This is a genomic window from Aquimarina gracilis (assembly GCF_035285365.1).
GTDB lineage: Bacteria > Bacteroidota > Bacteroidia > Flavobacteriales > Flavobacteriaceae > Aquimarina > Aquimarina gracilis.
In genome coordinates this window covers 193,401-218,759 of sequence record NZ_JAYKLX010000009.1, presented here as the reverse complement: position 1 = coordinate 218,759, position 25,359 = coordinate 193,401, and the positions used below count along the sequence as shown (strand labels likewise).

28 protein-coding genes and 1 riboswitch are annotated in these 25,359 nt (G+C 34.5%); of the genes, 5 read left to right on the top strand and 23 right to left on the bottom strand.

Annotated elements, in window-relative coordinates:
- Nucleotide 1: 1 nt before the first annotated feature.
- From aat to U6A24_RS19175, 3 genes are all read right to left on the bottom strand, one after another.
- Nucleotides 2–640: a leucyl/phenylalanyl-tRNA--protein transferase gene (gene aat, locus U6A24_RS19185; protein ID WP_324181631.1), complete on the bottom strand. Its 639-nt coding sequence runs from the start codon at nt 638–640 to the stop codon at nt 2–4.
- A 235-nt stretch (nt 641–875) separates the two neighbouring features.
- Nucleotides 876–1,256 carry a DUF3127 domain-containing protein gene (locus tag U6A24_RS19180; RefSeq protein ID WP_324181630.1) on the bottom strand — a complete coding sequence of 127 codons (381 nt, stop codon included), beginning with the start codon at nt 1,254–1,256 and terminating at the stop codon, nt 876–878.
- 10 nt (nt 1,257–1,266) lie between these two features.
- The gene (locus U6A24_RS19175) at nt 1,267–2,142 is read right to left on the bottom strand and encodes a flavin reductase family protein (protein WP_324181629.1); all 876 of its coding nucleotides are present in this window, start codon (nt 2,140–2,142) and stop codon (nt 1,267–1,269) included.
- A gap of 135 nt (nt 2,143–2,277) precedes the next feature.
- On the opposite strand from U6A24_RS19175, the gene U6A24_RS19170 reads away from it, so the two are divergent.
- Together U6A24_RS19170 and U6A24_RS19165 are read left to right on the top strand one after the other, a co-directional pair.
- Nucleotides 2,278–3,465 (top strand): sensor histidine kinase, encoded by a 1,188-nt coding sequence (locus U6A24_RS19170; RefSeq protein ID WP_324181628.1) that lies wholly within the window; start codon nt 2,278–2,280, stop codon nt 3,463–3,465.
- A gap of 94 nt (nt 3,466–3,559) precedes the next feature.
- The gene (locus tag U6A24_RS19165) at nt 3,560–3,925 is read left to right on the top strand and encodes a hypothetical protein (RefSeq protein ID WP_324181627.1); all 366 of its coding nucleotides are present in this window, start codon (nt 3,560–3,562) and stop codon (nt 3,923–3,925) included.
- 1 nt (nt 3,926) lies between these two features.
- On the opposite strand, the gene U6A24_RS19160 is transcribed toward U6A24_RS19165, so the two are convergent.
- The 3 genes from U6A24_RS19160 to greA form a co-directional block, all read right to left on the bottom strand.
- Nucleotides 3,927–4,337, bottom strand: a complete 411-nt coding sequence (locus U6A24_RS19160; RefSeq protein WP_324181626.1) for an acyl-CoA thioesterase — start codon at nt 4,335–4,337, stop codon at nt 3,927–3,929.
- Nucleotides 4,338–4,340: 3 nt separating this feature from the next.
- Nucleotides 4,341–4,730 (bottom strand): HIT family protein, encoded by a 390-nt coding sequence (locus tag U6A24_RS19155; protein WP_324181625.1) that lies wholly within the window; start codon nt 4,728–4,730, stop codon nt 4,341–4,343.
- A gap of 120 nt (nt 4,731–4,850) precedes the next feature.
- Nucleotides 4,851–5,327 (bottom strand): transcription elongation factor GreA, encoded by a 477-nt coding sequence (greA, locus tag U6A24_RS19150; protein ID WP_324181624.1) that lies wholly within the window; start codon nt 5,325–5,327, stop codon nt 4,851–4,853.
- 120 nt (nt 5,328–5,447) lie between these two features.
- Between greA and U6A24_RS19145 the strand changes: the two genes are divergently transcribed.
- Nucleotides 5,448–5,885, top strand: coding sequence for a hypothetical protein (locus U6A24_RS19145; protein WP_324181623.1), 438 nt, complete (start codon nt 5,448–5,450; stop codon nt 5,883–5,885).
- A gap of 15 nt (nt 5,886–5,900) precedes the next feature.
- Here U6A24_RS19145 and thiH read toward each other — a convergent pair whose 3' ends face one another.
- From thiH to U6A24_RS19100, 9 genes are all read right to left on the bottom strand, one after another.
- Complete coding sequence (thiH, locus tag U6A24_RS19140; RefSeq protein ID WP_324181622.1) at nt 5,901–7,013, bottom strand: 2-iminoacetate synthase ThiH; 1,113 nt, start codon at nt 7,011–7,013, stop codon at nt 5,901–5,903.
- A complete protein-coding gene (locus U6A24_RS19135; protein WP_324181621.1) occupies nt 7,006–7,776 on the bottom strand; it encodes a thiazole synthase in 771 nt (256 codons plus the stop codon). Before U6A24_RS19135 ends, thiH begins: the two co-directional genes overlap by 8 nt.
- Nucleotides 7,764–8,402: a thiamine phosphate synthase gene (locus U6A24_RS19130; protein WP_324181620.1), complete on the bottom strand. Its 639-nt coding sequence runs from the start codon at nt 8,400–8,402 to the stop codon at nt 7,764–7,766. Before U6A24_RS19130 ends, U6A24_RS19135 begins: the two co-directional genes overlap by 13 nt.
- Nucleotides 8,403–8,408: 6 nt before the next feature.
- The gene (locus U6A24_RS19125) at nt 8,409–8,786 is read right to left on the bottom strand and encodes a four helix bundle protein (RefSeq protein ID WP_324181619.1); all 378 of its coding nucleotides are present in this window, start codon (nt 8,784–8,786) and stop codon (nt 8,409–8,411) included.
- A 55-nt stretch (nt 8,787–8,841) separates the two neighbouring features.
- Nucleotides 8,842–9,612 carry a hydroxymethylpyrimidine/phosphomethylpyrimidine kinase gene (locus U6A24_RS19120; RefSeq protein ID WP_324181618.1) on the bottom strand — a complete coding sequence of 257 codons (771 nt, stop codon included), beginning with the start codon at nt 9,610–9,612 and terminating at the stop codon, nt 8,842–8,844.
- Nucleotide 9,613: 1 nt separating this feature from the next.
- On the bottom strand, nt 9,614–10,222 hold the full coding sequence (locus U6A24_RS19115) for a thiamine phosphate synthase (protein ID WP_324181617.1): 609 nt from the start codon (nt 10,220–10,222) through the stop codon (nt 9,614–9,616).
- An 18-nt stretch (nt 10,223–10,240) separates the two neighbouring features.
- A complete protein-coding gene (gene thiC / locus U6A24_RS19110) occupies nt 10,241–12,100 on the bottom strand; it encodes a phosphomethylpyrimidine synthase ThiC (protein WP_324181616.1) in 1,860 nt (619 codons plus the stop codon).
- A gap of 26 nt (nt 12,101–12,126) precedes the next feature.
- Nucleotides 12,127–12,327, bottom strand: a complete 201-nt coding sequence (gene thiS / locus U6A24_RS19105; protein WP_324181615.1) for a sulfur carrier protein ThiS — start codon at nt 12,325–12,327, stop codon at nt 12,127–12,129.
- A 68-nt stretch (nt 12,328–12,395) separates the two neighbouring features.
- Nucleotides 12,396–12,497: riboswitch (TPP riboswitch) on the bottom strand.
- A gap of 65 nt (nt 12,498–12,562) precedes the next feature.
- Nucleotides 12,563–14,782 carry a TonB-dependent receptor gene (locus U6A24_RS19100; protein ID WP_324181614.1) on the bottom strand — a complete coding sequence of 740 codons (2,220 nt, stop codon included), beginning with the start codon at nt 14,780–14,782 and terminating at the stop codon, nt 12,563–12,565.
- A 400-nt stretch (nt 14,783–15,182) separates the two neighbouring features.
- Between U6A24_RS19100 and U6A24_RS19095 the strand changes: the two genes are divergently transcribed.
- Nucleotides 15,183–17,612: an ATP-binding response regulator gene (locus tag U6A24_RS19095; protein ID WP_324181613.1), complete on the top strand. Its 2,430-nt coding sequence runs from the start codon at nt 15,183–15,185 to the stop codon at nt 17,610–17,612.
- Here U6A24_RS19095 and U6A24_RS19090 read toward each other — a convergent pair.
- The 8 genes from U6A24_RS19090 to U6A24_RS19055 all read right to left on the bottom strand — a co-directional run bounded on the left by U6A24_RS19090 (nt 17,609) and on the right by U6A24_RS19055 (nt 23,735).
- Nucleotides 17,609–18,955 (bottom strand): sigma-54-dependent transcriptional regulator, encoded by a 1,347-nt coding sequence (locus U6A24_RS19090; RefSeq protein ID WP_324181612.1) that lies wholly within the window; start codon nt 18,953–18,955, stop codon nt 17,609–17,611. The genes U6A24_RS19095 and U6A24_RS19090 overlap by 4 nt on opposite strands.
- Nucleotides 18,956–19,127: 172 nt before the next feature.
- Nucleotides 19,128–19,457 carry a hypothetical protein gene (locus U6A24_RS19085; RefSeq protein ID WP_324181611.1) on the bottom strand — a complete coding sequence of 110 codons (330 nt, stop codon included), beginning with the start codon at nt 19,455–19,457 and terminating at the stop codon, nt 19,128–19,130.
- 193 nt (nt 19,458–19,650) lie between these two features.
- Nucleotides 19,651–20,052: an alternative ribosome rescue aminoacyl-tRNA hydrolase ArfB gene (arfB, locus tag U6A24_RS19080; RefSeq protein ID WP_324181610.1), complete on the bottom strand. Its 402-nt coding sequence runs from the start codon at nt 20,050–20,052 to the stop codon at nt 19,651–19,653.
- Complete coding sequence (locus U6A24_RS19075) at nt 20,049–21,614, bottom strand: DUF4301 family protein (protein ID WP_324181609.1); 1,566 nt, start codon at nt 21,612–21,614, stop codon at nt 20,049–20,051. The genes arfB and U6A24_RS19075 overlap by 4 nt, the downstream gene beginning before the upstream one ends.
- Complete coding sequence (locus U6A24_RS19070; RefSeq protein ID WP_324181608.1) at nt 21,598–22,179, bottom strand: ATP-binding protein; 582 nt, start codon at nt 22,177–22,179, stop codon at nt 21,598–21,600. Before U6A24_RS19070 ends, U6A24_RS19075 begins: the two co-directional genes overlap by 17 nt.
- Nucleotides 22,140–22,772, bottom strand: coding sequence for a nicotinamide riboside transporter PnuC (pnuC, locus tag U6A24_RS19065; protein ID WP_324181607.1), 633 nt, complete (start codon nt 22,770–22,772; stop codon nt 22,140–22,142). Before pnuC ends, U6A24_RS19070 begins: the two co-directional genes overlap by 40 nt.
- A complete protein-coding gene (locus U6A24_RS19060) occupies nt 22,756–23,016 on the bottom strand; it encodes a YkoF family thiamine/hydroxymethylpyrimidine-binding protein (RefSeq protein ID WP_324181606.1) in 261 nt (86 codons plus the stop codon). Before U6A24_RS19060 ends, pnuC begins: the two co-directional genes overlap by 17 nt.
- A 68-nt stretch (nt 23,017–23,084) precedes the next feature.
- Nucleotides 23,085–23,735 (bottom strand): 4'-phosphopantetheinyl transferase family protein, encoded by a 651-nt coding sequence (locus tag U6A24_RS19055; protein ID WP_324181605.1) that lies wholly within the window; start codon nt 23,733–23,735, stop codon nt 23,085–23,087.
- A gap of 137 nt (nt 23,736–23,872) precedes the next feature.
- Between U6A24_RS19055 and ahcY the strand changes: the two genes are divergently transcribed.
- Nucleotides 23,873–25,189 (top strand): adenosylhomocysteinase, encoded by a 1,317-nt coding sequence (ahcY, locus tag U6A24_RS19050; RefSeq protein WP_324181604.1) that lies wholly within the window; start codon nt 23,873–23,875, stop codon nt 25,187–25,189.
- Nucleotides 25,190–25,359 lie beyond the last annotated feature (170 nt).

Genomic DNA, 25,359 nt, shown 5'->3' with positions numbered 1-25,359 from the left:
CTTATTTTAAAAACTTTAAAAACTCTTCTCTTGGGATTTCTCTAGCCCCTAAGCTTGCCAAATGCTCTGTATACACTTGGCAGTCAATTAATTTTACTTGCTTTTGTATTAACCATTCTACCAATTTTATAAAACCATATTTTGAAGCATTACTCACCCTACTAAACATACTTTCACCACAAAAAACTTTTTTATCGGCAAGCCAAACACCATATAATCCCCCAACCAGTTCTTCTTTTTCCCATACCTCAACAGAGATCACATAACCCAATTTATGCAATTCGGCATATGCCATTTGCATTTCGTTTGTTATCCATGTTCCTTCCTGATCTGTGCGTTTAATAGTGGCGCAATTATCTATTACCTTCTCAAAATCTTTATTAAAAGTTACCTCAAATTGCTCTTTCCTAATGAGCTGACGCATACTTTTGCTAATCTTCAGTTCTTCTGGAAAGAGTACCATTCTTGGGTTGGGACTAAACCATAATATGGGTTGATCAGAACTATACCAGGGAAAAACACCGTTGTTGTAAGCTTCTAATAGCCTGTTTACAGACAAATCTCCTCCTATCGCTAATAATCCATCAATATCAGCATGATCGGCGGGCGGAAACTGTATTACATCTGTTAGAATATACAAAACCTATGTCTATTAGTATACAACGTTAAATATCAATCAGTTGTTTGAATTGACCAAAAAAATCGCAATATTTGTTAGGACCTTTTAAGATAAATTTTGTTCATCATTGCTTTTTTGAGTTTTATTAAAAGGTTAACCTAAAACCACAATATGAAAAGTCCGATATTTCTATCGGACTTTTTACTTTATACCTCGACAATACTTTGACGAGCTTAGGATGACATTTATTATTTACCTAAAATGGTAAATCGTCATGATCTTCTTCAGAAAAATCGGTTGCTGGTTCGAAAGCATCAGCAGGAGGCGTTGGAGGCATTGCAGCAGCGGCAGGAGCAGCTGGTTGCAGGCTTTCAATTCTCCAACCTTGAATTGAATTAAAATACTTGGTTTCTCCTTGCGGATTCACCCATTCACGACCACGTAGATTAATGCTGATTTTTACATCCTGTCCTACTTGAAAATTATTTAGCAAATCACACTTATCTTGTATGAATTCTACCATAATATGCTGTGGATATTGCTCATCTGTAGTTACAACGATCTCTCTTTTTCTAAAACCATTACTACCAAAGGTTTGAGTCTCACCTACCATCTTTACTTTACCTTGTACTTCCATCTATACTGTATTATAATTTTGCTGATAAAATATTCCATGCCACATCTATATCATCCTGATCTAGATATTGCTTTGCAAATTTATGAATTTCTATCTGGTTTGCCTGCTCGATTTTCGTCTTTATATCCCCTTGGTTATTAACAAAATTCAAAGCATCAGTCTTTGTTGGTATTGCCTGTACATTGGCTAGTTTCCCCAAGTCATTACCAGTAAAAACAGAACTATTCTTAATATCTTTTGGTAACGAATCTATACCTATTCCTATTGTACTAAGCGGTTTAGGGACCTCAAACATCCCCTTGTTAGCTCTTGTATACCAATTGCCTCCCATACGTGCTACCTGATCAATCTTGTGTTGATCGATTCTGTCGTCTTTATCTAAAACATCTTCGTTAATATGCATCAACACTACTTCGCAAATAATAAGATTACCGGCACCTCCTTCTTTGCCCATAGGAACAATATCGTTTACTTTACATTCAAACTGAACAGGAGATTCTCCCACACGAGAAGGTTTAATCCTTTCTGAAGGCACCATAGTAAGTCCCGCCTTAACAAATTCGTTAATACCCTTTGGGTATTCTGTACTGGATAATGACATTTGCTGAACAATATCATAATTCACGATATTTACAACAACCTCTTTGGTAATTGCTGCATTCTCTAATGTATGTTTTGTAGTGTTATCTCTTACTCTTCTGGCTGGCGAAAATATAAGAATCGGCGGATTTGCACTAAACACATTAAAAAAACTAAAAGGAGATAAATTTGGATTACCATTACTATCTATTGTACTTGCAAAAGCAATAGGTCTGGGACCAATTGCGCCCAACATAAGACCATGTAATTTTCCTGTAGAAACCTCTGAAGGGTTAATTGTAACCATAATTTGTTTTATATTGAACAAAGATAATTAAAGTTTGGTCTCCCAATTACGGTGAAAACAAGTTTTAATGTTATATTTTGTAGACAATAAAATTGTTTAAAACCGTTTATAATTAAGATTTGATTAACATCTTTTATGAATTTCTCTGACGAGCGTAATTTCTCTAGTTATTTTATAATCATTGCCGTTGTAGTAATCACTGCTCTTGTATTATGGAGCACATCTTTGTTTCTTCAACGTCTAAAAGATGATGAACGTACCAAGATAGAAATATGGGCCCAATCACAAAAGGCATTAAACAGCGAACAATCTGATGACTATCTCGAATTATCTATTTTAATTGGAGCTACAAATAGATCAATCCCTATTATTATTACAGACTCCCAAGGTGATTTTATTAGAGATTCTATTGGTAAACCCGATCCTAGTTACTTTCAAAATTTATCTGAAACTCTAATCGAAAATGAGAGAAAGTTAAAATCATATCTTAATAAACTAAAATCGGAAAACAAACCTATCGAATTAGATCTGAAAGGAACTGTTCAATATATATATTATGGCCATTCGGATATTTTAAATAAACTAAAATACTACCCCCTGGCCATTGCTTTAATTCTATTCCTATTAATCGGGGTGATATATTTCTTTTTCACTACCTCAAAAGCTAGTGAGCAAAATAAGCTTTGGGCGGGTATGGCCAAGGAAACAGCGCATCAAATCGGCACACCACTATCCTCATTGGTCGGATGGAACGAAATTTTAAAAGCCGAAAATGTGAATCCAGAATATATTACTGAAATAGAAAAAGACATCGCACGATTAAAAGTAATTACCGAACGCTTTTCTAAAATCGGTTCTATTCCTAATCTAGAAGAAATTGATATTGTTCAGGAAACTAGAGATGCATACACCTATTTGCAATCAAGAAGTTCAAAGCTCATTAATTTTTCACTCGAGTTACCAGAAAAACCTATTTACGTATCGCTTAATTCTCAATTATACAGTTGGACTATAGAAAATCTGGTAAAAAATGCAATTGATGCTATGAGGGGTAAAGGAGACCTAAAAATTGACCTTACCGATGATGCGAAACGTGTATTTATACATATAAAAGATACAGGTAAGGGAATTCCGAAAGGAAAATTTACGAAAATCTTTGAGCCCGGGTATACCTCAAAAAGTAGGGGTTGGGGACTTGGATTATCTCTTGCAAAGAGAATCATTGAAGAATATCATCTTGGTAGAATTAAAGTATTACGATCAGAAATTAATAAGGGCACTACCTTTCAGATTACTTTTCGTAAATCTGGCACAACTGTTTGATCACCTTTTTAACCCCGTTTTATTTATCCCAAAATAATATAACAATATTTCTTCCCACACGTTATATCTCATTGAGATGCCAAATTAAGATATTGTGAAAAGTGAATATATTATTTTAAAAGAAACAAAACTTACCAATAATTGTCCAGAGTGCTACTCTAATGACGGAATGGTGCTTTCATTTAAACAAGAAAAACAAAAGTCAAAACTTTTGATTAGGACAAAAAAAAATGTATTCGAAAGTATTGAATGTGGAAAATGCGAAAACACTATCTACCCTGGACAATGGACAACAGACATAGAACGTGTTTATGACTACCACAAAAAAACAATTACGGCCCTTCCTGGATCATTAAAATTCACTGGTTTGTCCTATTTCTTAGTTATAGTCGTAATTCTAATTTTGGCTGCTGGATATATCTATTTATATCATCCAGAATTATTAGGGTTACCTTCTTAAATTAATATTTTTCCATTATCTCGCGCAACTCAGATGTAATTTTAAACGTCTTATCAGTATTAAAATCAAAGCAAACTGCCACATCATGTCCTTCGGCACAAAGCACACCTTCATCATTATAAAGTTTATGATACAACCCAAAACTTGAGTTTTTTATGAACTCTACTTTCGTTTTTATTATTACGTTTCCAGGAAAAAACAGAGGATGTCTAAAATCACATTTAGTAGAAACAAGCATAGGTCCTTTTTTGGTTTCTTCATAAAGCTTCGCCAATCCTGTAACGTCCCAAAACTGAACTCGTGCACTTTGCATGTATTTCATAAAATTCACATTATTTACATGCATATAAGTATCCATTTCGCTCCAATCAATTCGAAGCGTTAAAGACAGTTTAAATTCAGAATTTGGCATCTCCTAAAAATTCGATTGAATTTCTAAAGCTAATGCTTCAAAATCTGAAGCGGACATAGAAATTTTATGTTCAAAGGTCATTTCTTTCATTTGGTTTAAAGGTATTAGATGTACGTGCACATGCGGCACTTCTAATCCCACAACAGCAACACCCACACGTTTACATGGTACTGTTTTTTCTATAGCTTTGGCTACTTTCCGGGAAAAACTCATTAAACCAAGATACGTTTCGTCATCAAGGTCGAATAATTTATCTTCTTCCTTTTTAGGAATGCATAGGGTATGCCCCTTGGCATTTGGGTGAATGTCTAAAAAGGCATAGAAATTCTCATCTTCGGCAATTTTATAAGAAGGAATTTCACCATTAATAATTTTAGTGAATAGGGTAGGCATTTAATAAAGTTTAGTTGGATTATTAGTCTCGAAATATAGTTTATTTATTTGTAAGAAAAAATCATAAAAAAGCCTTTTTTTGGTACAAAAAAGGCTTTTAACATTAGTGATAAGTAATCTTTATTCTCTTGTAATCTCTACGACATCAAACTTCATAATTCCGTTAGGAACCTGAATCTCGGCTACCTCTCCTACGCTTTTCCCCAATAAACCCTTACCAATTGGCGAGTCTACCGAAATTTTCCCGGTCTTGAGATCTGCTTCACTTTGCGCCACTAGCTTATAGGTCATCTCTGCCCCATTGATTTGATTTTTAATCTTCACGGTAGAGTGAATTAATACTTTAGAAGTATCTAATTGGGATTCATCAATTAAACGTGCACCGGCCAATGTTTCCTCAAGTTTAGAAATTCTCATTTCCAATAGACCTTGAGCTTCTTTTGCAGCATCATACTCGGCATTTTCACTTAAGTCTCCTTTATCTCTTGCCTCGGCAATAGCCTGTGATGCCTTTGGGCGTTCAATATCTTTAAGATGATTTAATTCGTCTCTTAATTTTTTTAGCCCCTCTGCAGTGTAATAAGATACTTTGCTCATAACTTCATCGTTTATATAAATACAAAAAATCCCATAGAAATGGGATTTGTTATTCAAAGATAACAAAAAATTTACTGAAGAATACAAATTTACGTAATTTGGCAAAACAATAACAGCGTTATGAAAAAGATAGTGTTTTTGATATGTATTACTTTAATATTGTCATGTAGTAGTGATGATCGCCAGGTCAATCCTTTTTTACCAAATGTATCTGTAAACTTTCAAATCAACCTTAACCTACCTCAATATGACAACCTTGGGTTTCCGGGAGGAATTTTTGTAGAAAGAACAGAAGGTAGAGGTATCAAAGGAGTGATTATTTATAACCAGGATGACAGGCAGTTTTTTGCTTATGAGCTTAGTGACCCTAATGTAGATCCCAATCTGTCTTGTTCTACTTTAACTGTTGAAGGTTCTAGAGCTTCTTCTAATTGCGATGGGAATGAAAATATTTATGAAATCACTTCATTTGGACAGCAAATCCAAGGTGAAGGTGGGTTCCCCTTATTAGCATATAGAATATCAAAAAGTGGCAATGTATTAACAATCACAAATTAATACAGCACCGAATATCTATTGCCAGTTATGGGCCCAATCTTTCCACACCACCTCAAGTCCTTTGGCCTTTAGCATTTCTACGATCGTTTCTGTTGGTCTCTGATCGGAAATTTCAAACTGTTCCAAAGATTGTGGTTCCACACTATATCCCCCAGGATTTGTTTTTGATTCTGCACTTATAGAAGTTATCCCCAAATTGACAATGTTTTCTCTGAACACTTCGCTTTCTCGAGTTGATATCGATAATTCGACATCCTCATCCAATAATCGATATGCGCAAATCAATTGAACAAGATCGCTATCGGTCATCTCAACCTTAGGTTCTAATCCCCCACTAAAAGGTCTCAATCTTGGAAATGATATAGAATATTTAGTCTTCCAATAGGTTTTTTGCAAGTATTGAAGATGTAAAGCAGTATAAAAGCTATCCACTCTCCAATCTTCAAGTCCAAAAAGAGCTCCTAATCCTATTTTATGAATACCTGCGCGACCTAATCTATCGGGGGTTTCTAACCTATAATCGAAATTGGATTTTTTTCCTTTAGGGTGATGTTTTTTATATGCTGACTTGTGATAAGTCTCTTGATAGACTAACACAGCATATAAGCCACTTTCTATTAATAACTCATAATCTTCCTTATCCAGGGGTTGCACTTCTATCGTGATATTCGCAAATTTTGATTGTATAAGCTGAATAGCATTGTTGATATATTCAACTCCAACAGTTTTATTTGCTTCTCCCGTAACCAAAAGAATATGATTATATCCTTTGGATTTCAGGAAATCAACCTCCTTTAGAATTTCTTCATTGGTTAATGTTCTTCTAGGAATTTTGTTGGTTATACTAAAACCGCAGTATGTACATATATTTTGACATTCGTTACTCAAATACATAGGCGCATACATCTGGATTGTATTTCCAAAACGTTTTTTTGTAATACTCTTACTTTGCCGGGCCATATCTTCTAAATAGGGTTTTGCAGCAGGAGAAACTAATGCTTTGAAATCTTCAAGATTACGTTTTTGGTTGTTTAAAGCACTAATTACATCATCTTCTGTCTTAGAAAGAATACTAAAAAGTGTTTCATTCCAGCTATATTGATCAAATATATCTTTAAAGCTATTCATTTAAAAAACTTGTTAAGGGGCTACTGGCTTCGGCATGTTGCTTTATTGGAGCAAGCTTTGCTTTGAAAGCTATTCTCCCTGCTTCGACAGCCATTTTAAACGCATTTGCCATCTCAATGGGTTGTTGAGATACTGCGATTGCCGTATTAATTAAAACCGCATCGGCACCTATTTCCATTGCTTGAGCAGCATGTGATGGGCTACCTATACCCGCATCTACAATTACCGGTACATTACTCTGATCGATAATAATTTCAAGAAAATCCAAGGTTTTTAGGCCTTTGTTACTACCTATTGGAGCTCCCAAGGGCATAACACATTGGGTTCCTACTTCTTCTAGGCGTTTACACAAAACAGGATCGGCATGAATATAAGGCATTACTATAAAGCCGAGTTTTACCAATTCTTCTGCCGCCTTTAAAGTCTCTATTGGATCTGGTAATAGATATTTAGGATCTGGATGAATTTCCAATTTAATCCAATTTGTTTCTAAAGCTTCTCTAGCCAATTGTGCTGCAAAAATAGCTTCCTTGGTATCACGTACCCCTGAAGTATTAGGTAATAAATTGATTCGCGAATGATCAAGGTGGCTTAAAATATCATCATTTTTATCGGTAACATCAACTCGTTTTAAAGCAACCGTTACCAATTCGCTTTCTGAAGCTAATAAAGCTTCTTTCATCATTTCTGAAGAGCTAAATTTTCCGGTCCCCGTAAATAAACGAGATGAGAATTCTTTGTCTGCAATTTTTAGTGTATCCATTCTTGAGAGCTCAAAGCGTTTTTTATATTTTTAATCGTTTCTTCTAAATTTTTGGTATTGGTAAGCAAGCCAGAAACAGCAATTCCAGAAATCCCAGTTTGTATTAGGGCATTTATGTCATTTTCAACGATACCTCCAATAGCTACTATAGGTACCTTTAGATTTTTATTTTGAAACGTATCAAGAATTTGCTCATACCCTTTAACTCCCAAAACGGGACTTAAGTTCTTCTTGGTAGTTGTATATCTAAATGGTCCCAGGCCTATATAATCAACTCCAGCTTCAATATGCTTTAAGCAATCGTTAACGTTATTTGCTGTTCCTCCGATAATAAAGTTGTCACCAAGCATATCCCTGGCATCTTTCGGATTCATATCTTGTAAACCCAAATGAACACCGTGTGCTCGTGCAATTTTAGCAACATCGACCTCATCGTTTACAATCATTATTGCCCCAAATTGATCACAAATTTCCTTACATCTAATTGCCGTATTGACACTTGTAGCAAGGTCTATATCTTTTAGTCTAAGTTGAATCCATTTACCTCCTGCTTTGCAGACTTCTTCAATATTATGAAGATGCTCATCGGGTGTTTTTCCCTGTGATATATATTGTAATTTTTCCATAAAAATTCAGGAGTTAAGAGTAGATGAGTTAAGAATCTTTTTACAGTAAGCATTAAGAAGTTCACTAACTTCAACTAACAAATCAGCCTCTTCATTTATGTTTTCTTGATATGACAAATCTCTTGTAAGTATTAAATAATATCTACATTCTTCCAAAGAACCTTGAGCTATATTAAAAAATCTTAATTTATCTTTCGTTCCCTTCTTTTTATATCCCTCCTCTGCAATATTAGCTGCGATAGAAACTGAAGCTCTTCTAAATTGATTCGATAAACCATATACTTCAGAATTGGGAAAATTTTGTGTCAGTTCATAAACTTTCAGGACAAACTGATGTGTTTTTTGCCAAACAATTAGATCTTCAAAAGATTTTGATGTATTCATTGTATTACATTTAACTTTTTACCTCATCTACTCATAACTTCTGTATTCTTAACTCCTATATTCTATGATACCCAAGAAGGGTTTTATTAGAACTAAGAACTTTCTCGGTATATCGTTTTCCCCTATAACAAGCCTTCAGAATAGGAAAGCCCAAAGCCAAATATGCCGTTATTGCCGAAGAAAGTATGCAACCGCTACCATGTTTTTCAGATATATTTTTCCCATTAGGGTTTAGCATGAAATGATTATCGTTTTGCACAAACAATTCGTCAACTCCTATTTGATTTTCTCTATGTCCTCCTTTAAGTAAAATATTGGTTTTACTACTAATATGCTTTATCGTTTCTGCAATGCTTTTTTCTGGAAATAATTTCTCAATCTCCTGAAAATTTGGTGTTAACAAATAAACTTTGTTTAAAATCTCTTCAAATTGAATCTTGAATTTTTGTTTTGCATCTGAATTAGGTTTCCGAAAATCAAAACCAGAACTAGATTTCAATACAGGGTCCAGGACAATCTTTATATCGGGATTCTTCTCAAAAAGTACATTAATGATCGTGTTCAATACCTGCCAATCCTTCACTATTCCAATTTTTACAAAATCTATTTCAAAACGACTAAAAAGAATTTCGATTTGCGTTTTGATTACTTTTATATCAACCCAATGACATGCTATAAAATCAATATCATTTTGGATTGTATTGGTTGTACACACCGACAATCCATATACTTTCAATGCCTCAAAAGTCTTAATATCGGCAGTAAGTCCAGCTCCACTAGAAGGATCAAAACCAGCAATCGTTAATACAAAAGGTCGATCTTTCACTTTATGTTAATGATTTTTTTACCTGCATTAGTTTATCATAAATTATCTTGAAACTCTCTATAACATCTCCAGAATTCCAAACACCTCCCAAAACTCCAACACCCTTAAAACCAAGATCGCATGCTGCTTGTAATGTGTTTTCATTGATGCCTCCCATACCTATTACATATTCATCAAGATCTGTAACATCAAATCCTTTTCCTTTGTATCCTGCTTTTGAAATTGATCCAAAAACGGGGCTTAATAAAACGTATTCAAAATGACCCATACATTTCACGATATCTTCTTTTGAATGAAAAGAGCTAGACACTTTTAATCCTTTGTTTTCATAAACTTTCAACGTTACTTCTAAAGCATCACCTAAATCCAACCTTGCTTGTTCTTGCAAATGAATTCCGCGTAACGAATATTCCTGCAATAGTTCATGATGTTCATGTAACATAATCCGGTCATAATACTGTGCCTTAATCTGATCCAAAAGCCCGCGATAGCCATTGATGCTAAATTCAGGTTTCCGCAGGTGTAAGCGTTCTAATCCTTCTGAAAACAGTAAATTGATCAGTTCAGCTTCATTTTCTATCGCTCGTTCTGAAGTAAGTATGATTAACATCGTGAATCTTTTTATTTCTTATAAATAAACTTCGCTTCCTTTTTCTTTAAACTCTTGTGCTTTTTCTTGCATTCCTTCCTCGAGGGCTTTTTGATCATCTATTTCTTTTTTTGCAGCATAATCCCTTACCTCTTGAGAGATTTTCATTGAACAAAATTTAGGTCCACACATACTGCAAAAATGTGCAATTTTTGCTCCCTCAGCAGGTAGTGTTTCATCATGATACTCTCTAGCCAATTCGGGATCTAGTGAAAGATTAAATTGATCCTCCCAACGAAACTCAAATCTTGCTTTGCTCAATGCATCATCACGATGTTGTGCACCAGGATGACCCTTGGCCAAATCTGCTGCATGTGCCGCCAGTTTATAAGTGATTACCCCAGTCCTTACATCTTCTTTGTTTGGCAACCCTAAATGCTCCTTTGGTGTAACATAACAAAGCATTGCTGTACCATACCAACCAATCATAGCGGCACCAATTCCAGAAGTTATGTGATCATACCCTGGAGCTATATCTGTGGTTAATGGTCCTAAAGTATAAAAAGGAGCTTCGCCGCAAGCCTCTAATTGTTTATCCATATTGGCTTTGATCATATGCATTGGCACATGTCCGGGTCCTTCGATAAAGGTTTGCACGTCATGTTTCCAAGCTATTTTTGTTAATTCTCCTAAAGTTTCTAATTCTGCAAATTGTGCTTCATCATTTGCATCTGCAATACACCCTGGGCGTAGACCATCTCCCAAAGAAAAAGCTACATCATAAGCTTTCATTATCTCACATATTTCTTCAAAATGTGTGTATAAAAAGCTTTCTTTATGATGTGCCAAACACCATTTTGCCATTATTGAACCTCCTCTGGAAACAATCCCAGTAATACGTTTTGCTGTCATTGGCACATATGCCAGTCGAACTCCGGCATGAATTGTAAAATAATCCACTCCTTGTTCTGCTTGTTCGATCAAGGTATCTTTAAAAATCTCCCAAGTAAGGTCTTCGGCTTTACCATTTACTTTTTCTAGGGCTTGATAAATAGGTACTGTACCTACTGGTACTGGTGAGTTTCGAATGATCCACTCTCTTGTTTCATGAATATTTTTTCCTGTAGAAAGGTCCATAATATTATCTGCTCCCCATCGGCATGCCCAAACTGCTTTTTCTACTTCTTCTTCGATACTTGATGTGGTAGCCGAGTTCCCAATATTGGCATTAATCTTAACCAGAAAATTTCTTCCTAAAATCATTGGTTCACTTTCTGGATGGTTAATATTTGAAGGTATTACAGCTCGTCCTCTGGCTATTTCATCTCTTACAAACTCTGGAGTAATCACATCTGGGATATTAGCACCAAAATCTTGTCCTGGATGTTGCTTTGATAATCGTTTTGCCTCCTGTATTTTTTGATTTTCGCGAATGGCTACGTATTCCATTTCGGGAGTAATGATTCCCTGCTTGGCGTAATACATCTGCGAAACATTTTTTCCTTTTTTTGCACGTTTGGGTTTGCGAATATGATTAAATCTTAAATGGTCTAAACTCTCATCATTTAATCGTTCATTACAATATTTAGACGTAAAATTATCCAATTCTTCTACATCGTTTCTATCTAATATCCACTGCTCACATATTCGATCTATCCCGTTATGCACATCAATCTTTTTTGAAGGATCTGTGTAGGGGCCACTGGTATCATAAACGATCACAGGTTGATTTGGAGTTCTTTTCCCTGTAAAGCTATCCACTGTTTCTGAAAGAAAAATTTCGCGCATCGCCACATTAACCTGGGGATGTATTTTTCCTTGCACATATATTTTTTTTGAATTAGGAAATGGTTTGGTTGTTACTACATTTTCTTGTGGTGCTGTATCTTTTTTCTTCATAGTATGAGTTTTAGACTTAATGTTTATTAGCCTCCTTGTGTTGCTTGAATAATGGTTACTTGATCATTTTCTTTAAGTACAGTTTCTAACCATTGGTCTTTGCGTATTACGATGTTATTTATGGCTACGGCTATTCCATTCTTAGTTGTATCAAGCTGATCCAACATGCTGGATATAGAACTATTTTCTGAAATTGATCGAGGTTGATTGTTTACGTTTATGGTCATATTTTAAAACTATTTCCATAAACTTTAGGTAGTGTTATCTACATAGAGAAGAGAAACCACAAATAAAAAATGTGATTATAACTTTTCCCTTCGTCGGTACTAACCGCATCAGGTTCAAAGGGTATTTCTCAGACCTAAACCAAAGTTTAAGGACACCCCTAAAGTTTATGTGTATAAAAGTACTGAACTTATATAAAAAAAGAGGTTAAAAAAACATTTTTAACCTCTTTTTTACTTAAAATTTTAGTGTAGCTCCTAATAAAAAATTGATTCCGGCTTGTGGATAGAAACCAGCCCCTTCAACCGTAGTAACTGTCCCTGGGTTCGTAAAATCATCATCAAATGTAAAAAAGTATCCATTGGACACGTATTCTTCATCAAAGACATTATTTACTAATCCTGTTAGCACAATAGATTTGAAAACAGGAAGGTTTTTAATTTCATAAATAATATTAAGATCGTTAACAAAAAAGCTATCCAGTTTAGAAGTTTCACTATCGATATTACCCATATATTGTTCGCCTACAAATTTTGATAAAAACCCTATTCTCAAATTATCAATAGGTTGATACTGTATTGTATTTGCCGCCACGAGGTTTGGTGAAAACGAAATGTTTGTATCTCCTAAATTTGTAAGTACTCCATCTCGTTGAAAAAAGAAGTCTCTATTCTTATTAGTGCTTATTGCCACATTTGGCGCTATACTAAATTTGGATCCTAAAGATACCGCGGCATCTATTTCGACCCCAGCCCTATAACTTTTCCCACTATTGGCTCGTATTGGTGCACCCACATTATCTAATGCTCCTGTTAGCACGAGTTGATCTGTAAAATTTAGGTAATACGCATTTACACTTAGGTTAAGTTTAGAGCTATTATGACGCCATCCTAGTTCAAAATCATCCAACCGCTCTGGTCTTGGACTTCCGTTTTCAAAATCAGTTCTATTCGGTTCACGATTAGCACGTGCATAGGATGCATAAAACTGATTTTTATCATTTAATTTGTAGGTTGCACCAACTTTGGGATTGAAAAAGCTGTAATTTTCGTCGATGATAAATTCTTCTATATCCGAGTTGATCCCATTAGTGGTATAATCAATAAACCTTCCTTGTAAGTCCAGATACAACTGCCAATGATCATTTAAACGATAATCTCCTTTCGCAAATACAGACATTTCTCTCTTATCACCTGTTCCAAAGTAATACCGATCGCCCAACTCTGAATCACTGGCAAAACGTGCCCATATGACTTCTCCAAAATGATCTCCATCATAGCGACTCGCATAAAATCCGGATGTCACATCCCAGGAAGTATCTTTATAATTAACATTTGCATTTATCACATAAAAATCATTATCCAACCATCGTCTTCTAATGATATCTGATGTAGTAATGGTTTCTCCACCTATTTCAACGTCTTCGAGCCCGTAAAATGCCAGTGTACTTTCATTACCGAAATTGACATTTTGTTCAAACCAATCATCGACATATTCTTCGAAAAAACCGCGTCCATACGTATAGTTCAAACTGAGTTGTGAGCTCCAATTGTTATTATATTTTTGATTCCAATGTAACTGATAATGATCTTGTTTATAATTATCTACCTGATGTTCGTGAAATCCCTCTGGATTTCCTTGATCGTCAAAGCGGGCTCCTGCCGGATTAAACGTACGATTACTTTCTAAAGTTGTGCCATCAATGCCAAACCAGGATTGATAGGTAATTTCAGATCCTGCAAAATTAATTGCTTTAATCAAGGTGTTTTCATCTTTGTATGCACCTTGTAAAAAATACGATTTTAGATCTGATGATGCACGATCTATATATCCATCAGATTTGATCTGTGATAAACGTCCTGATATTTCGATATGATTGTTTAAAAGCCCTGTACTGAATTTTACATTGTGCCTTCGTGAATTAAATGACCCTATAGAGTGAGAAGTTTCACCATAGGCTTCATCGGAAATTGCATCTGTAAGAATATTTAGACTAGCCCCAAAAGCTCCGGGACCATTTGTAGAGGTTCCAACGCCCCGTTGCAGTTGTAAACTTTCTATAGAAGAAGTAAAATCTTGTAAATTAACGAAGAAGGTGGTAAGACTTTCTGCATCGTTGTATGGAATTCCATTGATAGTGACGTTAATTCCCTGGTTTCCTGTTCCTCTTACTCTAAATCCGGTATATCCAATTCCTGCACCGGCATCTGATGTGGTCACAACCCCTGGAAGAAAATTAAGCTGGGTAGCTATATCCTGGCCTAGATTACGCTCTGCTAGTTCTTCTTTGGACAGGTTAGAGTGTGTAATAGGCGAATCGGCATCTACCCGTACAGATTTCACTAAAACCTCATCTAGTTTTTCAATTCCGTTAGGAATAGAATCTTTTTGTGTTTCTTGAGCCTGCATTGTAACACCCGCCAGGAAAAACATTGAATAAAATAATAAACGTTTCATTCGTAAAAAATGTATTACGAATAAAAGGGGTAATTATTCTACTGTTAAAAATTAATTGATAAAAATATAAGCATTTAACATGCCTACGCGCCGTCTGGCTCCTTCGCTAAAAATGTCCGGTGGACATTTTCTTCACGCTCGGCCTCCCTTGGCAGCATTACCCGCCCAGGTTCATCGGGTATGATCTCAGCCCTTAAAAGTCTTAAGTGATAAGTTTTAAATGTTAAAGTAAAACACTCAACACTTTTAACTTAAAATTCAAAACTGCAAAAAAGCACCCCTTTGAGATTTGGGCGCAAAAATACTATGTTTTATTGATTTATCGTAAATTTATTTGCTATAATAACCTATAAACAATGCTTTTTAGTTTTTTTAGTTATAGTATTAAGGACCTTAAGAAATGAAAAACACAAAAAGATCGATTACTTTTAAAATTATTGCAGGTTATCTTCTTGCAGGAGTACTCGCCGTTACTGCTTTTTGGGTGATTTATAAACAAATAACTAATTATACTCAAATCACTGAAATAAAAAGTGAAAATAATGAAAAGCTATTCCTTGTGGGAGAAGCAATTACAGGATTGTACGAAGCAGAAAGTTTAACCAGAAACATCATTCAAACTTCCGACGTTGCAAAATTTAAAACCTATAAAACAAAAATAGACACAATACTCAAAACGATTAATAAAGTTTCAGAAATTTCTGACGACACCTTGCAAACTAAAAAAATCGATAGCATCAAGTTTCTAATTGATAGTAAAAACAACAACCTTGAAGCCCTCATAAAAATCTATGAGCAACGAAAACAAAAAGGGCTTTATGAAACTGCAATTGAAGAGTTAAAAAAAGTAAATAAAAGCTTTGGAGGATATGAAAACTATGATGAAAGATTCAAAAAGTATGATGCCCGTACCCGAAGAGCTCTTATCGATATTCTAGAATATACAAAAAAAGATAATGCCCAACGATTAACCAATCAAACCGTTGACTCGCTTGCTACATCTGTTAAACAAGTCCTGGCAGAACTCGAACAAAAAGATAAAAAGTATAAACGTGAGATATCCATAAAAGAAGACAATCTTCTTAAGAATGATCAAATCATTACAAAACAATTAAGGGACCTTCTGGCTGCAATAGAACGTAATGAAAGAAATCAATATTTTGCACGTCTGGATGCCTCTAGTGAAGTATTAAGAACTACTTCGAATATTATCATCATTATAGCTGGAATAAGTTTATTTATTGCAATCATTTTCTTGTTTTTGATTACCAAAGATGTTTCTAAAAGCCAAAAATATCGTAATGAACTTGAAGCCGAAAAAACGTATACAGAATCACTATTAAAAACGCGTGAATCGTTAATAAATACCGTAACACATGATTTACGCTCGCCATTAAATACTGTTATTGGTTACTCGGATTTATTAGAAAGAACGGGATTAAATAACAAACAAAAGCATTATCTGGGGCATTTAAAAAAATCATCAGATTATATCCTTCACCTGGTAAATGACTTACTTGATTTATCGAAATTAGAAGCTGGTCGCATGGTGATTGAAGAACTACCTTTTTCTCCTAAAAAGTTAATTGAAAACACCATCTCGAGTGTCATTCCAATCAATGACAAAAAAAATCTGGATGTTTTTATAAATACAGATGATCAATTAAAAAAGCAATACCTAAGCGATCCTTTTAGAATTAAACAAGTATTAACAAATCTTGTAAACAATGCTTACAAATTTACTGATGAAGGGTCTATAACTATCGAAAGTAAAATAATAGAAAATGGACTGGCAGAAAAGCAATTAGTAATCGCGGTAAAAGACACTGGTATTGGTATCACAAAAGAACAACAACAGCGTATTTTTGAAGAGTTTTCTCAAGGAGACGAAGACACCGAGAAAAGGTATGGAGGTTTTGGACTTGGTCTTGCTATCACAAAAAAAATAATAAAGCTCCTTAATGGTAAAATTACACTGAAAAGTGAGCCAAACATTGGCAGTGAATTTACAATTTACATTCCTATCAAACTTTCAAATTCTTTAGCTCCAGAAGAAGAAAATGAAGTCTTGGAAATACAAAATTTCTCAAATAAAAAGGTGCTTATCGTAGATGATGACCCTAGTCAATTAGCACTAACAAGTGAAGTAGCCACTCTTGCAGGATTAACCTATGATGTTTGTGAAAATGGGCTTAAAGCTATTTCGCTTTTACAAAAGAATATGTATGATTTGGTTCTTACCGATATTCAGATGCCAAAAATGGATGGCTTTGAGTTTCTGAAAGCAATAAAAAATAATACTACTTATAAAGATTTGCCTGTAATTGCATTGTCTGGAAGAACCGATACATCTTTTACCGAATACCAAGAAGCTGGGTTTTCGGGAAGTTTAAGAAAACCGTATGCCCCTAAAGAGTTAATAGACCTTATTGCCGATATTTTGAGCGTAGATCTGGTAAAATATCAGGACGCTGATGTTCAAGAGGAAGACCCAAATCAAGCATATTCTCTTGGTGATCTAATGCTTTTTGCACATGGAGACTCTGACTCTTTATACGCAATTTTGGACACATTTTATGAAAGTACCGTTAACAACGTGGCTGAGTTAAAAACCCGAATTTCACAAAAAGATGTTCTTAGTATTAAAAAAATTGCACATAAGATGCTTCCAATGTTTAAACAGATCAAAGCAAAAGAAGTAGTTCCTATATTAGAAAAACTAGAACACCCGGATCAATATGAACTTGATGAAAAATCTACACTATTGTTAACCAAAGAAGGGATATTAAAGATAGAAGACCTAATCGGAAAACTAAAAGTAGAGCACTAAAGGCTAATATCGTATTGTTTTAACTTATTATATAATGTTTTACGATCAATAGAGAGCATTCTGGCAGCCTTGGCCTTATTTCCATTTGCTTTTTCTAATGCGTCCAGAATAAGTTCCTGTTCATTTTGATTTTTAAACAACCCATAGGTATGTTTTGCATTTTGCGTAGCATAGGCTATATCATTAGGTAAAATATCGAGAGTAATCATATCTTTTTGTGAAAGTAAAACAGAACGTTTTACAATGTTTTTTAGCTCTCTCAGGTTTCCCGGCCATTCATACTTCTTAAAAACCTCCAATACTTCATCTGCAAATCCTACTACATTCTTATCTAATTCCATGTTTGACTCTTCAAGGAAATGATTAGCAAAAAGCATTAAATCCTCAATTCTATCTTTAAGAGGAGGTACCTTAATAGTAAATTCATTAAGTCTATGATAAAGATCTTCTCTGAAATCACCTTCTTTTACTGAATTACTTAAATCTTCATTGGTAGCCGCAATCACTCTAATATCAACCTCAATTTCTTTATTGCTACCCACTGGTTTAATTCTTCTTTCCTGAAGCGCTCTTAACAATTGTACCTGTAGTTCATAACTTAGATTTCCAATCTCGTCTAAAAACAGGGTTCCGCCATTGGCTGCTTCAAAATGTCCAACTTTATCATTTACCGCACCAGTAAAGGACCCTTTTATATGCCCAAAGAATTCACTAGATGCTATTTCTTTAGGTACAGCACCACAATCTACCGCTACAAATGGTTTTTCTGATCTTTTACTGGCCTTGTGAATACTACTGGCAACATATTCTTTACCTGTACCACTATCACCGACAACCAAAACTGACATCTTGGTTGGTGCTACTAGGGCAACATATTCATTAAGTTTTTTGGAAGCATCGCTAACTCCTCTCACAAACGAATGGTTATCATTATTGGTCTTTTTGGGAGCTGTTTTTACCTTTTTAACCTCGGTGGTATTACTTTTTGACCCTAAGGCCTTTTCAATCGTTTGTAATATTGTGTCTGGATTAAATGGCTTGGATATATAATCAAATGCTCCTTGTTTGATTGCATTAACAGCCATATTAATCTCTGCATATCCAGTCATAATAATTACCTGTGTACCGGGGTTATGCTTTAATATTTCTTCTAGTAAAGTTATACCGTCATGGTCTGGTAATCTCACATCGGTTAATACAACATTAAAAAAGTCTTGTCTGATTTTAGGGATAGCTTCGTTACCAGAAAATGCAGTTTCAACTTCATATTCTTTTTTTTGCAAAAAAGTCTTGAGCATTGTACAAAAAGCAACGTCATCTTCAATAATAAGTATTTTAGACATATCCTATAATTTATTTACTCAAATAACCACAGTATAAAATTACAATTTAAAAACACTTTGTATAGATAAAAACATAAAAAAAGAGACCCTTGGGAGTGAGTCTCTTTTTTAGCACTAAACAACTTTATATCGTCCTTGGTTGCAAAACGATATCCTTTTTCTACCCCTAGATTTAAGATTTATTGTCGTTTGGCTCTATCCATTCGCCATTAGCGCTTGCAAATACAATCTTTGTATTATCGTTATGATCTCTCAAAAAGACTTTATATGTATAGTCCTTTGATATATAAGCTTCTGCTATTCTTAGTTTTGTAAAATCTCTGGCTGCTGCTTCTTGTAACGCCAAAGGTAAATCTACAGTATTGATTTCAGTATATTCATGTTGCTCATCATAATCCAGATACCTACTACCATTATTAATGGCCAATTCATCTTGAGCTATTGCACCCTGTGCAGAAAAGATACTTACTACTATTGCTACTATCATTGGTAACTTTTTCATTGGGTTATTGAATTACATCAACACATAATAAATAGTAATAATTGTTCCAAATCGTATGGTTTTATAGTAAAAAACATAAAACATTGATAATCAATGTTTTAATTTTTAATTCGAATAATTCATAAAGTGTTGAAAACCGTGGATTCTACACAAAAGCGTAGAATTTCTACACACTTTTGTGTGGTAATTAAGTTTACCAAAGTGGTTTTTTACGATTTGCTTTTTTGAGAGATAATTTTTGCTTGCCTTCCAGGCGTTTATTGATTGACGCTTTTGAGGGTTTGGTAGGTATTCTTTTTTTAGGTTTCTGAAGATTCGCAGAAAGTGTATCAAGTATTCTTTGTAACACCAATTCTTTATTTCGATGTTGACTTCTGGTATCACTGCACTGTATAACCAACACTCCTGATTTGGTTAATCGCGATGCCAACTTTTGTATAAGAAGTAGCTTTTCATCTTCGGTAAGTCCTTTTGAGGTTGTTACATCAAAACTAACCTCGACTTTTGATGACACTTTATTAACATGTTGCCCTCCGGCTCCAGAGCTTCTTATCGCTTTAAATTTTAACTCGTTTATGACTTTTGAAGTATTCACGAAAAGAGTTTTACCTGATGTGCAGATTTTAGTAAATCGTTCACCGTTTTTACAGGATTAAATGTTGTAAGAGGAACTTCAACAAATACACTAATCCAATTGGCCATAGCTCCGTTCCAAAGACCTGGAAGCTCTAATGCTTTAAGCACTCTCCCATTCATACTTTTTTTAGTAATAAATCCTGCATCGGGATCAATATAATCTAGCAAATTGAATTTATTTCCCTTATAATCTCTAACCCCACAAATCAAATCAACCGGATTAAAATGAGTAGAGCTTGCTAATATCTCTCTTTGTCGATTATCTCTTTTATTAATTTGAGGAGACTCAATAATTTGTAATACCAATCTTCCATTCTCTTTTTTGATCCAAAAGGGACCCCCTCCCGGTTCTCCTTCATTAATTACCATACCACAAACTCTTATTGGTCTATTCAAAGATTCTCTTAAAAATTCTAGTTTAAATTTTTCAGAGAATTTATCAAAGTCCAGCGGCAATCGAACATTAAGCTGCTGTACCAAAAATTTCTTAATATCTTTTAATTCTGCATTTGTAGGGTTATTTTGGTCTAAGGCATTTAAAATTCTAAATACTTCATCTTGAGTTTCGAGTAATTTCCCTGCCAATACTTTCTTATAACCAGAAACTTCATCTTGATATTTGCGCACCACCACATTATCAATGTTTTTAATATAAATTATATCTGCATCGAGGTCATTAAGGTTCTCGATAAGTGCACCATGCCCTCCTGGTCTAAACAACAATGACTCATCTTCTGTTCTGAAAGGTTCGTTGTCTTCGGTAACTGCAATTGTATCGGTTTCGGCTTTTTGAAAAGAATATGTGATACTAAATCGAGTATTGGTTTTTTCCTCTACCTTTTTCTTAATTCGCTCAAATTCATCTTTGAAACCACTTAAATGGTCCTTGGAAATTGTAAAATGAAGTTTCGACTCTCCTTTATCATTTGTGTTATATCCCGCTGCTTCATAAAGATGTTCTTCGAATGAAGTTGCCGTGCTAGAGCTATATTTATGAAAGGGCAGCAACCCTTTTGGAAAATCACCATAGTTCAACCCTTTCTCTTTGAGCATCATTTCAACAAAAATATGCAACTGTCTACCTTCAGTTAAAGATTCGAACTTAGGATAGGCACTTTTTATTTTTTCCATAACTGTATCATAAAAAGGAAACTTTTCAAGACCTATTAAGAAAAGTCTTATAGCATTCGCTTTTTCATGATTGGTATATGAGTTCAGACTCTCTTTCTCAAAATCATAATTATCAAGAAATTTAAATAACTCCTTAAACATACGTGTGGCTGCTCCAGAAGCCGGAACAAATTTGATGGTCTCCAAATTTGAAACCCTGGCATCATAAAGTTTGGTTAATTCGGACTGGTAGTGTTCGGTAAATTTTAAAATACCATTATCCAAAGTTGCAGCACTTCGCAGGGCAACAAAAGGAATTCCGTTTTTAAAAATTTCAATTTGAGAAAGTACTTTATCTACTGTTAGTCCTTTTGACTTAATTAACTTAATATCTTTATCTGTTATGTTCACTTTTTTGTTCTATTAATTGATCAATGATCTTTATTGCTTCTTGTAATCGAGAGTTTTTGTCTCCCTTCAAAGTTATATAAGGAATATCATGTTTATCCAAAGATTCTTTAAATCTTGAAAACATTTCTTCTCTATGGTGGGGTTTGTCCCTTAAATCATCAGCGATCCAAGGGGTGTCAATATAAGTTAAAAGATACAAATCATAAACATTTTCTAATGAAATTTTATTTAAGGTTTCGGGCACTTTGCCATGATAGTATACTTCGGCATATACTTTTATTTCCAAAAGGTTAGTATCACAAAATAACAGCTTATCTACCGTTTTTGCATATTCGTTTTCCAAACTCATCTGACCTGTAGCAATAGGCAGAAGATCGCTGTATGTACAAACTTCTTTTTTCTTATTCCATTTTTCCTGAAGATATTCACGCATATATTCGGGAACCCAATTAGTTTCATAATGTTTCGCCAATTGCTTTGCCAGTGTTGTTTTACCGGTAGATTCGGGTCCAAAAAGTACGACCTTTATGCAATTACTACTCTGTTGTCTAAGGTTTTCTTCCATGCCAGATATCCAAAAATTGCCATGATAGTAAAAATTACATATTGAAGGCTTGTGAATGTAAAGCCTTTATAGAAATATAAGGGAATAGAAATAATATCGCCTATAATCCAAAATATCCAATTTTCAATTTTTCGTCGAGCCATTAACCACATTCCTACAAAAAATATTGCTGTAGTTACTGTATCGACATAAGCGGTCCAATCATTCCATTTATCAAAAGTAATATATACCACATAAACAAAAATTAGTGTCCCCATAAAAATTAATACTTCTACTATTTTTTCTATTGTAGTTGTACGTGTAATTGGAGTTACATGAGTTTCATCTATTTTACGTGTCCAAATGTACCAGCCGTAGATGCTCATTATAAAATAATATGCATTGATCATCATATCCCCTAAGAGCGACCATTTCAATAGCAAATAAACATAAATAGCTGTACTCACTATTCCTGTCGGGTATACCCAAACTTTGTTGAACCATGCACATAAGACACTAGTAATACCAAAAATTACAGCAATTACTTCTAAAGAAATGTCTATAGTCGAGTATGCTTCATACTGACCAAAAAGATAATCAAAAATGTGGCTCATAGTCACTTCGATTACTTTTTACCATTTTCATATATACCAAAACATGATCCATATCCCCAAAGGCTGTTTTTATTTCTTTAGTAACGAAAGACATTACTTCATCATACTCGCCGTAAATCTGTGTACTTAATGGATTTTCTAATACCTTAAATTGTGAAGCTCTTAAACGCTTAATAAACCTGATAATATGTGATTCATAATCATTTTGAAGAGGTGTCAGCGTAAGTTCTATTGATACTTGCATATCGCAAAATAAATTAACTGTTAAAAATATACGAAGATAAATGTTATTGCCTGTTTCGGATCTATTAACTATGTAAAATCATCATTTAAAGAAGGCATCGCATATACGCACGTATATCCTTCAAATTCTATAAAAGCAAGACCATAATGACTAATTTTATCTTGGTAATTAATTGTCCCAAAAACAAAAGGATAGTCCAACTTAAATGCCGAAATATAAATATGCTCTTCAAAACTTAATCCAGGTGTTGCGTATAGTTTATACAACGATTCTTTGGCTCCCCAAAGAATCGTTAATGCCCTGATTTTATCGAGATCATTTTCTTCTAGATAATTGCTTTCTGCCTTGTTAACAAACTTGTGCGCAATTATTTGAATTTTTTCACGCTGTTTTTCAATATCAATCCCAATTTCTTTATCACTTATAATAATCCCTGCGAATTCAAAAGAATGAGTTATAGATATATGTTTCCCATCTTTAAGATGTGGTTTCCCAAATTCATCATAAAACAAATCGTGATCTGTGTACCCCATGACACCTAATAAATGCCGAACACTCATAAAACCCCGGCGATGTATTTCTGATTTCATGTTATCAACACGATTCTGGCAATGTTGTGTAAGTTCGATTCCCTTACAAAGTGACTCATAGGTTTCTTCGATCTTCCAAATCAACACATTAGTACCTTTATCTACTGTTATAGTTTTGTAAAGAGGCATTTAGATTCTTAAAGTTATTACGTACCTTTGCAAACTGAAATTTGAGAAAATAATTCTTTATTTTTCAGAAAAACGAATTTAGAACAAATTAGTGCCAAATACTAGAGCACAATTGATAAACATAAAATAAACTATTTATGAGTACCAAAACAGCACCTTATGTTCCTTACAAAGTGAAAGATATTTCATTAGCCGCTTGGGGAAGAAAAGAAATTGAATTGGCAGAAGCCGAAATGCCTGGACTAATGTCGCTTCGTGAAGAATATAAAGACGAGCAACCTCTTAAAGGTGCACGTATCGCTGGTTGTCTTCATATGACCATCCAAACTGCAGTCCTAATCGAAACTCTTGTCGCACTAGGAGCAGAGGTCACCTGGAGTTCATGTAATATTTTCTCGACTCAGGATCAGGCTGCTGCCGCAATTGCTGATGCAGGTATCCCTGTTTATGCTTGGAAAGGTATGAACGAAGAAGAGTTTGATTGGTGTATAGAACAAACATTGTTTTTTGGTGAAGATAGAAAACCACTAAACATGATCCTTGATGATGGTGGGGATCTTACCAATATGGTACTTGACAGATATCCAGAATTAGTAGATGATATTAAAGGTTTATCTGAAGAGACGACTACAGGGGTTCACCGTTTATACGAAAGAATGAAAAACGGAACCTTACCAATGCCCGCAATTAATGTAAATGACTCTGTAACCAAGTCTAAGTTTGACAATAAATATGGATGTCGTGAGAGTGCTGTAGATGCCATTCGTCGTGCTACCGATACTATGCTTGCTGGTAAGAGAATAGTTGTTTGTGGATATGGTGATGTGGGTAAAGGTACTGCCGCTTCTTTTAGAGGTGCTGGATCTATCGTTACTGTTACTGAAATTGATCCGATATGTGCTCTGCAAGCAGCAATGGATGGTTATGAAGTGAAAAAATTGGATACTGTAATTGGAAATGCTGATGTCGTAATCACAACTACTGGTAACAAAGATATTGTACAATCGCAACACTTTAAAGCGTTAAAGGATAAAGCTATTGTCTGTAATATCGGTCACTTTGATAACGAGATTGACATGGCTTGGTTAAATGACAACTACGGAAACACAAAGGACGAAATTAAACCGCAAGTTGATAAATATACTATTGATGGTAAAGATATTATTATTCTTGCAGAAGGTCGTTTGGTAAATCTTGGTTGTGCAACGGGACATCCAAGTTTTGTAATGAGTAACTCTTTCACCAACCAAACATTGGCACAGATTGAACTTTGGAACAATTCCCAAAATTATAAAAACGAAGTATATATGCTACCAAAACATCTTGATGAAAAAGTAGCAAAATTACACTTGGCACGTCTTGGAGCTGAATTAGAAACGCTAAGGCCAGAACAAGCCGAATATATTGGTGTAACGGTCGAAGGACCATTCAAGCCAGAATATTACCGATATTAAAATAATATATAAAGTGATCTCAGGTTTTTAGGTTGCTTTACTAGCTTTAAAAGAATGCATTCTTGTCTTTATGGACAGAATGCATTTTTTTGTATTTATATTGAGTCACATACTTCTAAAAATTACCTTGTAACGAAATGTCATACACATCGTCATATTAAAAACAATCA